Source organism: Streptomyces sp. NPDC020747, assembly GCF_044334695.1.
GTDB lineage: Bacteria > Actinomycetota > Actinomycetes > Streptomycetales > Streptomycetaceae > Streptomyces.
Window position 1 is genome coordinate 200648 of record NZ_JBIRTJ010000013.1, and the last position, 9120, is coordinate 209767.

A 9120-nucleotide genomic window follows, 5' to 3' on the forward strand; every position below is an offset into this window, starting at 1 on the left:
AATCTATAGACCTCTATAGCGCATGTCTAGAGGTCTAGCGGAGATTCTTTTAGAGGCCTACAGTGAAGGCATGGAGACCGCCCCCGACGACCTCGTCAAAGCAGCCATCGAGCAGGCCCTCGCTATCGACGACCCCGCCATACGGGGCCGCGCAATCACCCGCATCCTCAAAGCCGTCGAGGACGACAAGCGCCTGAAGGAAGCCCGCGCCGCAGACGTCATCGAGCTGCGCAAGACCCGCACCGGCCAAGAGGTAGCCGAGCTCGTCGAACTCTCCGTCGGCCGCATCAGCCACCTCGTCAACGGCACCGTCACCGGACGGCGAGCCAAGAAGGGCAGCGAGTAGCCAGGCGCGTCAACGCCCCCACAGCCATCCTGGCTGTGGGGGCGTACCGACGTGTGCGGCTACTCGCTGGGCGTGCCCTGCTCCGGCAGCCCTGCCCACACCTGCGCTGCGATCAGATCCGCATCGTCCTGCGACGTGCCCGCCTTCACCAGTGCGATCCCTCGCGACCCGTCAGGGAAGGTCGCCTCCCGCATCTCCGTTCCCAACGGGCCCGGCGTCGGCTCCTCCGGCATGGCAGCTCCTCTCCTCGACTGCTGGACACGGTAGAGCGCCCCCGCCCCGACAGGTGGCGGCGCTCATCCGAACGGGCTACGAGGTGCTTACACAGCAGGCTGCCCACTCCCCGGGCACATCTCACGACTGCCTTGCGGCTGATGCGGCGCCACGGGCTGGCCAGGCTCCGCACCGCCATAGGCGCCACAGACCGGACACGAGGCCGAACACTGAGCAGGATCGACGTGATCACGCATGAGGGCTCCCTCTATCGGCGGGTGATTCGCCGTGCACCGTCACCGTGCGGCAGCCGGAAGGGAGCAGGGAGGGGCTCAGAGCAGGCGCACGAAAGCGCGCTCCCCGTTACGGAAGAACACCGTCAGCCCCGGATCGGTCTGCTTCTTGCGCGCCGACCACACCTCAAGCCGCTCCGTGTCCGCCGGCTCCGCAGCACCGATCACCCCAGCCAGCCAGGCGTCCGGGGCGCCATCAGCAGGGGCCGTCGTATAGGCAGGCGGGCCGCCGTTCACCGCAGCCGTCGGCGTGTCGTGCTTCGCGCCGTCCGCAAGCTGGCCAATCACCTGCCACTTAAATTCACGGCCGCCCACAGTCGCAGCCAGCGCATACGGGTGCTTGCCCGACTCGATGACCTGCACTCGCTGCACGTCAGGACTGTTCTTGAGCAGGTCGAGCAGGAAGTCGCGGAACTCGGCGGGGCGCATAACGGGATCCTTTCACGGCGGCAGCACAGGCCACCCTAGAGGTGAGGAGATAGTCACGTGACGGAAGGGCAGGACAGCCCGGCGAGGCGGAGGGAGTGGGCGACGCAGGCCCCGCCCGATCGGGCGGGGCCCTGACGTGTGCCGTCAGGCGGCTGACTCCACTTGCGGCGACGTGGTCCACCCATCGGTCACGTCGAGGATCAGTCCCAGGGTTCGTGCCGGGAAGTACTCGCGGCCCCGAACGGGCGCCTCCCGTGCATCCCGTAGCGCGGCACGGACGGCCCGTTCAAGCCGCGGCGCCAGGTCGCCGGGCAGGCCCTCGACGAGGCGGACCACGCTGTCGAGACCCTCGCGGGCGTGTATGCCGAGTCGAGGGCGCGGATCCCCTGATGTGATACCGAACTTCACGGTGTCGCTAATCTCGTCAGCAACGACGTAGAACACGTCCCACGCCTTTCCGGCGCACATGCGGCAGATGCCGTTGCCTTGCTTCACTGAGCTCGGCGCTGGTGCGCCCTCATGGCCCTCCGGGCAGCGAACCCGATGAGGCGCCCCGTTGCCGAGCCATTCCGACTCAAGGACTTCCCCGCCCAGTTCTTCGACCCGGGCGCGGAACGCTGCCTCGGCGACCCGAGGGTCCATTCCGGCGCACGTGAGACACATGCCGATGCCCCTGCGCAGATGCCCTGGGCGGGGACTGCATTCGTGCCCCTCGGGGCACAGGCAAGCATGCGGATTGTCTTTGCCTTTCCAGGCCTCCTCTATAACGGTCCCGCCTAGCTGCTCGACAAAGGACCGAAAGTTCTCCCATGCCACCTGTGGGTTCTGGCCGGTGCAAGTGCTGCACATGCCTCGCCCCTGGTGGAGGCCGATGGGCCAGATCTGGCCCAGGTGCCCCGCTGGGCACCTGACGGCATACTTCTGCCGGCTCCCCCGCCATTCTGTGTCGAGAACTTCCCCGCCCAGTTCTTCGACCCGTTGCCGGAACTTCTCCCAGGCTGCGACAGATGCAGGCCGAGGACACTTGGTGCACACCCGGTTGCAACGCAGCATGTGCGGGATGGGGTAGCAGGTGTGACCTGCCGAGCACCTCGCCTCATGCCTGGCGATCGCCCCGCGCCATTCCGGCTCAACCAGAGTCGCGCCGACCTCAGCGAGGCGCGCTCGGAACGTTGCTTCTGCGGCTTTGGGGTCGTTGCCCGCGCACGTGCGGCAGATGCCGCCACGTTTCTGTACATCGGTTGGACGCGGTGCGCTTTCGTGCCCCTTGATGCACCGGACGCGATGCCTTTTATCGGATCCGCTCCATGTCTCGTAGAGCACTGCACCGCCTAGCGCTTCGACACGGGAGCGGAATTCCGCCTCCGCTTGTATCGAGCGGGCTGATCGCTTTTGTGCGGTTGTCACGCGAGGACTCCTACCGACCCCTTGGCCGTCTCTTCGGATGATCCGAAGCGGGCCCGCTCAACTCCTCTGAGCGGGCCCGCCGTTGCGCTTCAGTTCAATGTACGAGCCGGGACTGACAGCGCTAGGCGGTGCGCGCCCGCCGCATGTACTGCGCTCGGACTTCGACGAGGCGGCGTTGCATGGCTCGCATCTGATCCAGCCGCTCGGCGAGCGTGCGGATGACCGTCTCAAGTCCGTCAGGGTCCAGCCCGTCGACGAAGTGGTCATCGACCAGCTCGATCACAGCGAACGGCAGCCGGTCCGCGATCTTCGGAGACCACGGCTCGACCTTGATGACGGTCGACAGGATGCGGAACTCTTCCGGCTTGCCGTCCGCGTTCACCGGCAGCGTCATGTCCTCCGCCAGCGTCCAGCACCAGATGTCCTCGGGGAAGATCGCCCGGCCCATCTCTTGGGTGTGATCGATGGTGCACCCGGTCATGCAGGTCACGGCCATCGGCTCGCTCGTCCGGCGGTTGATGAACGACCACGTGCGGGGCTGCGTGGCCTGCGGCACAGTGCCTGCCGTCGTCTCTTCGATTACAGTCATTGAAGGCCTCTTCTCTGCTCAGAGTGGGGTTTGATCAGCGGTTGCATCCGCTGGTTGTTGGCGGCCGGGGTGTTCCACCACCTCGGCCGTCGCCGTTCTTCAGGCAGTTTTGAGTGCGGCGATCGCCTCCCTGAGATCCGTTGCGGCGGGGGAGCCCTGGAATCTCGGTGTGCTGAGCATTGAGCCGACACGGCCGGCTCGCTTCGAGATCCAGGAGATCTGGGATTCGCGGGGCAGCGTGAGGATCGGCGCCATGGCGTCCGCTGCACCTTCGACGTCGTTGAGCTGCACCAGCGCGGTCGCCTTGTAGATGTGGGCCAGTCGCTCGTCGTCAAGGGAACGCTGCTCGGCGGGCATCTGCGCCCACGAGTCGATCGCAGCTTGGGCCTCGGTCGCGGCCCGGCGAGCGTCGTCCCCGCCGTCGAGCCAGATGAGCGACGAGCCGGCGTAGTACCGCTGCTTCGTCTCAGAGAACTCGAACAGGCCGGCCAGGGAGTCGGGGCGGTGTACGCGCTCGCGCGCCTGCTCGGCTGCGTTGAGGGCGGCGTTCGCGGCCCGGGAGTCGCCGAGGTTCGCCAGGCACTGGGCCTCGCCGCACAGCAGTCGGGCCTCTCCAGTGCCGTGCCCTTCGGCGACATGCTGCATGCCGTCGCGGACGTAGTCGAGGGCGATGCCGTAGTCGCCGTTGAAGCGGGAGATCAGAGACTGGGTGCCGCGTACCCAGACCAGGAGCTCCATGTCTCCGGCGTACCGGGCGCAGCGGGCTGCGGCGCGGGCATGCTCTAACGCCGCCTGCGAGTCTCCGAGGTCGAGCGCCGCGTAGGCGAGGACGCCGGACAGGCGGCCAGCTGCGACGTACAGATCGGCTCGCTCGTGCGGGCCGTGCCGGTAGTCGCGAAGCCGCTGAAGCACGTCGGTGCGCAGGGCGTCCGCGCGCTGGAGCATCGGAGCCGGCGGCCATCCCAGGTAGTCGACCGCCGCCTCTTCCACGCCGCCGCCGATCTCGTCCAGCTCCAGGTCGGCCAGCTCGCACAGGGAGCGGGTGGTGGCCAGGGATGAGGCGAGCGCTTTGCGGGTGACGGCCTCATCGTGGCGCACGCTCTCATCCTGCTGGAATGCGCGGACCAGGGCGCCAGCGGCCTGCAGTGCGATGTCTGCTGCCTCGGCGAGCTTCTGATTCGGCGCACGCTCGCCGGTCTCTACGCGGTGGATGAACCCGCGATGGAAGTGGACTTGTTCGGCTAGATCGGCGAGGGAAAAGCCGCGAGCGTAGCGGTACTCGCGGAGTTCGGCAGCGAAGGTCATGCCATCAGTCTCCCGACTACTGAGAGGCGGAACAGGCCCCCGCCTGTCGCCAGTTGGCGAATTGCCATACAGGCGACAGGCAGTACCTAGAGGCGGTATCCGGTGCGGGTGTGCTCTGGATTCATGAGGAATTACTGCTCGGGCTTTTCGGGGGCGGCGCCCCTTCCGCGCGGCTTCTCGCGCTCACGGAAGAACTTCTCGATGGGGCCCCAGACCATCACCCAAGCCCTGCCCGCCATGATCCATTGGTCGGGCGGGATGGGCCAGTCCGGGTCATGTTCTGCGATGTACCGGACGCCCTGCCGCGTGATGGGGCGGCTCACGAGGCCCAGTTCGTTGAGGCGATCTGCGATCTGGGTGAAAGTGACGAAGTCGGGCATCCCTCCTCTCTCGTCATCGGTCTGCATGTCCACATTCTTCCTCTCTGCACCACGTACTTGTCAAGAAGGGAGTTCTCCTCTACTGTCGAAAACGAACCAAGCCCCGGTAGGTGGTTGCACACCAAACCGGGGCTGCTCAACAGCCCCCTCCGACGGTTGCACGCCGGAGAGGGCCTGCCCGACAGGTGGTTGCACACCTGGTCAGGACATCCGGAACCACCTGCGCTATCAGGAGGACCAGACATGACAGATCGTACTTGGCATGACGCCAGTGCCGGAACTGGCGTGCCCACCGCTCCGCTGCCTGCCGCTGCCGTATCGGCCCTGGCCCGTCTGGACCTGAAGCTCGCCGATCCGGCTGTCGTCCGCGCCGTGACGGTGTACGAGATCGCGACGGCCCGCTACGACGAGCTGATCGCCCGCCCCGCGTCGACACTGTCGGGTGGCGAGTTTCACTCGCTGGTGTCTGCGCAGTTGAGCCTGACTAAGGCGTTCGAGACTCTCGCCGAGGCTGGCCGCCTGGACCTGATCGCCCCCGCAGAGACGGCGGGCCGGTATCGGCTGGCGTCGCTGGACTGTCGCCGCGCTGCTGCCGACTTCGACTTCGATGGCTGTCTGGTTGCGCAGGACGAGATGCGGATGTGCCGCTGCCAGCTGGAGCAGGCCGGCCGCCTCGACTTGATCGGGGTGGCGTGATGCTGGCCGCCGATGAGCACGGCAAGGTGAAGGACAAGCTTCCCGAGCGCCCCTGCGGCCCGCACCCCTACCCGACGGCGGTGCGGTGATGGGCGCGGTCCCGAACGCTTCGAGGCTGCGTTGGCAGCGTGACGCGCACAAGGCGCTCGGCGGTCTGCTGAAGCTGAACGACCTGCCGGTCATCACGTGGACGATCCCGGTCTCCGGCGCTCTGGTCGGTGACGTCGACACGTTGACGTCGACGCCGGCCGAGATGCGGGCCGCGTTCGACGCCTGGGGCCGCCAGTTGGGTGCGGCGGTGACGCCGGAGCGCACCAGTTCCGACGGCGCCATCCACCTGTACGGCAAGTTCCGGTTGGACGTGGGTTACGGGGTGGGCGGCGCCATCAGGGCCACCATCTACCCGCCGTTCGAGGACGGTGACGTCTGATGGCGACCCCGACGAGGCCTCGTGTTCCGGCTGATGCTTCGGACGATCTGCTGCAGAAGCTGTACGCCGAGTCCCGGGACGGTGTTCCGGCCGACCGGCGGGCGACCTGCCCGGTGCATCTCGACTGGCGGGACCGCTGCCACAGCTGGCACTAGCTAACCCCAAGACCGCCGCGCTGGCGGGGTTAACCCATCCCCCGCGGCCCCCGTCAGCGCGGCTTCCAACCCCACCCTCACCTCATTCGAGAGGACCGCTATGCCGAAGTTCACTGCCGAGCAGCGTGCCGCGATCGCCGCCGAGTACGACGGCTACGCGGACGGCCGGGAGCAGGTTGCCGCCGACCTGGAGTCGAAGGGCCACAGTGTTGCGGCCGAGTTTCAGCGCGACCTCGCCAGCGACTACCGCGATGTCTCCGACGCCGCCCGCGCCTCCAGCAGCGCCCTGAACCGCATCTACTGACGCACCCCCGCTCCACCCCCACCAGTTCCTGTGACCGAAAGGGTCCCACCCATGTCTCCGTTCTTCTTCTCCGCCGATCTCGCCTCCGTGTCCGCCGAGGTTCGGGAGATCCGTTCCGGTCTTCTGGTCGACCAGGTCGACGCCTCTTGGGAGGAGGCGCGGGGTGACGAGTCCGCCGAGTTGACGCTGCGGGCGATCGCCGCCGACCGGGCCGACGACTGGGCCGCCCTTGACCGGATCTTCGCCCGGGCTGCGGAGATCGACGGTGCGAACCCGTTCGGGCCGCGGCTCGTCGACCAGCTCGCCGAGCTCACCAGTTGGGTGGAGGCCGCCTGATGGGCCGCCGCGCGAAGGACACGCTGACGCCGGAGCAGCAGTACGCGGCCGAGCGGGCCGCCGCTCTCCGTCAGCAGGCTGACGAGGCCGACTATCGGGCCGCTGTGGCCGGACGGGAGATCGGCGACACGGCTTGGAACAGGGGCGTTGTCCCCGAGGAAGTGCTTGCCGTACCTCGCCGGGATCTAGCGACGGCAAGGCGGCTGCGGGCTCAGGCCGAGCAGGCCGAGCCCGCAGTAGAGCCGAAGAAGCGGCGGTGGTTCTGACCGCCTTCCCTGTTCGGCCGTGGCGGCGGCACACCCCCCGACCGCCGCCACGGCACCCAGCCTCTGCCGGACCGAACCCGGGCCACCGCCTCAACCGCAGGCAGGGGCACGCACCACACCATCCACCGATCCGAGGAGACCCCGTGGCCAGCAACTCCGAGCAGCAGATCGCCGCCTACCAGCAGGGCGCCACCGCCACCCGCGACTTCCAGACGCGAATGCTGGCGGCCGGAGACCCCGACACCGCCAAGGCCGCCAGTGACCTGACCGACGGCTACCTCGACGCCATCAACAACACGCAGAACCAGCCCTGACCGCTGACCGATCCGTCCGTCTCGCACGGGCGGTGAGGGGAACCGTCCAGTGTTCCGCCACCCACCGAAAGGACCCGTCATGGGCCGCATCGCCAACAAGATCCTCGGCACGCCGGAGCAGCGCGAGCACAACGCCCGCTTCAACAACAAGAACACCGACCCGGACAGCGACGAGTACCTGGCCTCCCACGACCGGGTTGTCGCGGCGGAGGGGGCCGCCAAGGAGAAGCCCCAGCGCGGCTGATGGCCCGTAAGGAGTGCCCCCAGTGCGTGGAGCACGCCGAACTCCATCGCGGCAACTGGGGGTTCGGCCCCCAGAACGAACCGTGTGGACCGTGCGAGGACCACGCGAACAACGGATGCGGACTCGACCGCCGCTGAACCCAACCCGAAGGGAGCCCGACGTGAAGGTCGCCGACATGCACTTCCACTGCCCGGACTGCCACCCGCAGCTCGTGCGGGGCCAAACCCCGGCGATCTGCGGCCAGACCATTCCGCCCGCCATCGTCGGCAACGGCCCGGTGCGGAAATGCGCGGGCTGCAAGAGGGCCCGCCGCAAGCACGCAGCCGGCCACAAGGCTCGCGCCTAGCCACCCCAGCCCCCGGAAGGAGCCCGTAGTGCACGCCTATCTGATCACCGCGAAGCCTGGCCGGCTGCATCGTGCGGCCGCGTGGGCGGGCCGGTGGGCGCTGCGGGCCCTCGCCCTGACGGTGATGGTCGCCCTCGGGGCGGTCGTTTTCCCGCTGCGCGCGGCCCGACCGGTCCTCAACTACCTGGCCTGCCGGGCCGCATGGCTGGAGCTGTGGGCCGCCTCCGTCACCGGGATCGGCCCGGTCGGTGCGGCGCTCGGCTCGGGCCTGACCGACGAGTTCATCGCCGAATTCCACAAGGCGCGCACCGGCGCCACCGCCTGAGAGAGGAACCCATGAAGAAGCCGAACCCCGTCGACGTGATCGGTGGCATCGCAACCGCCGTAGTCACGGGCGCCGTTGCCGCGCACCTTGCCGACCACGACGTGAGCACGCTCATCCTGCTGTCCGTCGTTCTGTCGATGCTGTCGTCCGGTCTCACGCTCACCGACCGGGTCGCGAAGGCCACGACGACCGAGGTGTACCGGTGCTCCGCTCAGGGCTGCTCGGTTGAGATCCGGGCGACGCGCAACCAATCGCCCGAGCGGCTCGCCGTTCTGCGGGACATGGCGACGGACCACGCCCGGCACGGATCGGCGGCCGTCTGATGCCGATCACGTTCCGTAAGAGCTTCCGGATTCTGCCCGGGGTCCGCCTCAACATCAACCGGCGCAGCTGGTCGATCACGTTGGGCGGCGGCAAGGGCCCGCGCCACACGATTTCGTCAACCGGACGCCGCACCACCTCCATGGACCTGCCCGGACCCTTCGGGTTCCGGCGGACCACCCGCCGCAGCCGAGAGGACTGACCATGTGGATCATCGCCCACCTGAAGCGCCGCTACCCGCTCCCTCAGGCCGCCGCGATCCTCCTGCCGCCGCTGATCGTGTCGATGAGCACCACGTTCACGCTCACCCTGGCCGGTCTGCCCAAGCCTGCCGTGACAGCGATCAGCTTCATCGTCCTGTTCGCGGCCGTATCCATCGCCGTAGCTGTCATTGACCGGCGCAACCGCGCCTGACCCGAAA

Annotated in this window: 20 protein-coding genes; 14 read left to right on the plus strand and 6 right to left on the minus strand. The window is 68.0% G+C overall.

The window, feature by feature from the left end; genetic code table 11:
• The first annotated feature begins 70 nt into the window (after nucleotides 1-70).
• Entirely contained in the window at nucleotides 71-346 is a 276-nt protein-coding gene (locus tag ACH4YP_RS31620; RefSeq protein WP_398494077.1) for a hypothetical protein, read from the plus strand.
• Between the two features lie 59 nt (nucleotides 347-405).
• Here ACH4YP_RS31620 and ACH4YP_RS31625 read toward each other — a convergent pair whose 3' ends face one another.
• The 6 genes from ACH4YP_RS31625 to ACH4YP_RS31650 form a co-directional block, all read right to left on the minus strand.
• Complete coding sequence (locus ACH4YP_RS31625; protein ID WP_398494079.1) at nucleotides 406-579, minus strand: hypothetical protein; 174 nt, start codon at nucleotides 577-579, stop codon at nucleotides 406-408.
• Between the two features lie 312 nt (nucleotides 580-891).
• Nucleotides 892-1281, minus strand: a complete 390-nt coding sequence (locus ACH4YP_RS31630; RefSeq protein ID WP_398494081.1) for a hypothetical protein — start codon at nucleotides 1279-1281, stop codon at nucleotides 892-894.
• Nucleotides 1282-1425: 144 nt separating this feature from the next.
• Nucleotides 1426-1725, minus strand: coding sequence for a hypothetical protein (locus ACH4YP_RS31635; RefSeq protein WP_398494083.1), 300 nt, complete (start codon nucleotides 1723-1725; stop codon nucleotides 1426-1428).
• A gap of 1084 nt (nucleotides 1726-2809) precedes the next feature.
• Complete coding sequence (locus ACH4YP_RS31640) at nucleotides 2810-3277, minus strand: DUF6907 domain-containing protein (protein WP_398494084.1); 468 nt, start codon at nucleotides 3275-3277, stop codon at nucleotides 2810-2812.
• Nucleotides 3278-3376: 99 nt separating this feature from the next.
• Nucleotides 3377-4582 (minus strand): helix-turn-helix transcriptional regulator, encoded by a 1206-nt coding sequence (locus tag ACH4YP_RS31645; protein ID WP_398494086.1) that lies wholly within the window; start codon nucleotides 4580-4582, stop codon nucleotides 3377-3379.
• A gap of 131 nt (nucleotides 4583-4713) precedes the next feature.
• A complete protein-coding gene (locus ACH4YP_RS31650; protein WP_398494088.1) occupies nucleotides 4714-4989 on the minus strand; it encodes a hypothetical protein in 276 nt (91 codons plus the stop codon).
• A 216-nt stretch (nucleotides 4990-5205) separates the two neighbouring features.
• Here ACH4YP_RS31650 and ACH4YP_RS31655 point away from each other — a divergent pair, with 216 nt between their 5' ends.
• From ACH4YP_RS31655 to ACH4YP_RS31715, 13 genes are all read left to right on the plus strand, one after another.
• Nucleotides 5206-5658 (plus strand): hypothetical protein, encoded by a 453-nt coding sequence (locus ACH4YP_RS31655; protein WP_398494090.1) that lies wholly within the window; start codon nucleotides 5206-5208, stop codon nucleotides 5656-5658.
• An 88-nt stretch (nucleotides 5659-5746) separates the two neighbouring features.
• Nucleotides 5747-6088 carry a hypothetical protein gene (locus ACH4YP_RS31660; protein WP_398494092.1) on the plus strand — a complete coding sequence of 114 codons (342 nt, stop codon included), beginning with the start codon at nucleotides 5747-5749 and terminating at the stop codon, nucleotides 6086-6088.
• Entirely contained in the window at nucleotides 6088-6243 is a 156-nt protein-coding gene (locus ACH4YP_RS31665) for a hypothetical protein (protein ID WP_398494093.1), read from the plus strand. The genes ACH4YP_RS31660 and ACH4YP_RS31665 overlap by 1 nt, the downstream gene beginning before the upstream one ends.
• A 100-nt stretch (nucleotides 6244-6343) precedes the next feature.
• Complete coding sequence (locus ACH4YP_RS31670; protein ID WP_398494095.1) at nucleotides 6344-6547, plus strand: hypothetical protein; 204 nt, start codon at nucleotides 6344-6346, stop codon at nucleotides 6545-6547.
• Between the two features lie 51 nt (nucleotides 6548-6598).
• Complete coding sequence (locus tag ACH4YP_RS31675) at nucleotides 6599-6883, plus strand: hypothetical protein (protein WP_398494096.1); 285 nt, start codon at nucleotides 6599-6601, stop codon at nucleotides 6881-6883.
• On the plus strand, nucleotides 6883-7149 hold the full coding sequence (locus tag ACH4YP_RS31680; RefSeq protein ID WP_398494098.1) for a hypothetical protein: 267 nt from the start codon (nucleotides 6883-6885) through the stop codon (nucleotides 7147-7149). Before ACH4YP_RS31675 ends, ACH4YP_RS31680 begins: the two co-directional genes overlap by 1 nt.
• 143 nt (nucleotides 7150-7292) lie before the next feature.
• Nucleotides 7293-7463: a hypothetical protein gene (locus ACH4YP_RS31685; protein WP_398494100.1), complete on the plus strand. Its 171-nt coding sequence runs from the start codon at nucleotides 7293-7295 to the stop codon at nucleotides 7461-7463.
• A 79-nt stretch (nucleotides 7464-7542) separates the two neighbouring features.
• Nucleotides 7543-7707 carry a hypothetical protein gene (locus ACH4YP_RS31690; RefSeq protein ID WP_398494101.1) on the plus strand — a complete coding sequence of 55 codons (165 nt, stop codon included), beginning with the start codon at nucleotides 7543-7545 and terminating at the stop codon, nucleotides 7705-7707.
• Between the two features lie 160 nt (nucleotides 7708-7867).
• Nucleotides 7868-8053 (plus strand): hypothetical protein, encoded by a 186-nt coding sequence (locus ACH4YP_RS31695; protein ID WP_398494103.1) that lies wholly within the window; start codon nucleotides 7868-7870, stop codon nucleotides 8051-8053.
• A 28-nt stretch (nucleotides 8054-8081) separates the two neighbouring features.
• Nucleotides 8082-8378 (plus strand): hypothetical protein, encoded by a 297-nt coding sequence (locus ACH4YP_RS31700; protein ID WP_398494105.1) that lies wholly within the window; start codon nucleotides 8082-8084, stop codon nucleotides 8376-8378.
• A gap of 11 nt (nucleotides 8379-8389) precedes the next feature.
• Nucleotides 8390-8701 (plus strand): hypothetical protein, encoded by a 312-nt coding sequence (locus tag ACH4YP_RS31705; RefSeq protein WP_398494107.1) that lies wholly within the window; start codon nucleotides 8390-8392, stop codon nucleotides 8699-8701.
• A complete protein-coding gene (locus ACH4YP_RS31710) occupies nucleotides 8701-8901 on the plus strand; it encodes a DUF4236 domain-containing protein (RefSeq protein WP_398494109.1) in 201 nt (66 codons plus the stop codon). Before ACH4YP_RS31705 ends, ACH4YP_RS31710 begins: the two co-directional genes overlap by 1 nt.
• A gap of 2 nt (nucleotides 8902-8903) precedes the next feature.
• Entirely contained in the window at nucleotides 8904-9113 is a 210-nt protein-coding gene (locus ACH4YP_RS31715) for a hypothetical protein (protein WP_398494110.1), read from the plus strand.
• Nucleotides 9114-9120: the final 7 nt, after the last annotated feature.

Coding starts and splice junctions, on each gene's coding strand:
- ACH4YP_RS31620 (WP_398494077.1), top strand. CDS start 71: ATGGAGACCGCCCCCGACGACCTCGTCAAAGCAGCCATCGAGCAGGCC.
- ACH4YP_RS31625 (WP_398494079.1), bottom strand. CDS start 579: ATGCCGGAGGAGCCGACGCCGGGCCCGTTGGGAACGGAGATGCGGGAG.
- ACH4YP_RS31630 (WP_398494081.1), bottom strand. CDS start 1,281: ATGCGCCCCGCCGAGTTCCGCGACTTCCTGCTCGACCTGCTCAAGAAC.
- ACH4YP_RS31640 (WP_398494084.1), bottom strand. CDS start 3,277: ATGACTGTAATCGAAGAGACGACGGCAGGCACTGTGCCGCAGGCCACG.
- ACH4YP_RS31645 (WP_398494086.1), bottom strand. CDS start 4,582: ATGACCTTCGCTGCCGAACTCCGCGAGTACCGCTACGCTCGCGGCTTT.
- ACH4YP_RS31650 (WP_398494088.1), bottom strand. CDS start 4,989: ATGCAGACCGATGACGAGAGAGGAGGGATGCCCGACTTCGTCACTTTC.
- ACH4YP_RS31655 (WP_398494090.1), top strand. CDS start 5,206: ATGACAGATCGTACTTGGCATGACGCCAGTGCCGGAACTGGCGTGCCC.
- ACH4YP_RS31660 (WP_398494092.1), top strand. CDS start 5,747: ATGGGCGCGGTCCCGAACGCTTCGAGGCTGCGTTGGCAGCGTGACGCG.
- ACH4YP_RS31665 (WP_398494093.1), top strand. CDS start 6,088: ATGGCGACCCCGACGAGGCCTCGTGTTCCGGCTGATGCTTCGGACGAT.
- ACH4YP_RS31670 (WP_398494095.1), top strand. CDS start 6,344: ATGCCGAAGTTCACTGCCGAGCAGCGTGCCGCGATCGCCGCCGAGTAC.
- ACH4YP_RS31675 (WP_398494096.1), top strand. CDS start 6,599: ATGTCTCCGTTCTTCTTCTCCGCCGATCTCGCCTCCGTGTCCGCCGAG.
- ACH4YP_RS31680 (WP_398494098.1), top strand. CDS start 6,883: ATGGGCCGCCGCGCGAAGGACACGCTGACGCCGGAGCAGCAGTACGCG.
- ACH4YP_RS31690 (WP_398494101.1), top strand. CDS start 7,543: ATGGGCCGCATCGCCAACAAGATCCTCGGCACGCCGGAGCAGCGCGAG.
- ACH4YP_RS31705 (WP_398494107.1), top strand. CDS start 8,390: ATGAAGAAGCCGAACCCCGTCGACGTGATCGGTGGCATCGCAACCGCC.
- ACH4YP_RS31710 (WP_398494109.1), top strand. CDS start 8,701: ATGCCGATCACGTTCCGTAAGAGCTTCCGGATTCTGCCCGGGGTCCGC.
- ACH4YP_RS31715 (WP_398494110.1), top strand. CDS start 8,904: ATGTGGATCATCGCCCACCTGAAGCGCCGCTACCCGCTCCCTCAGGCC.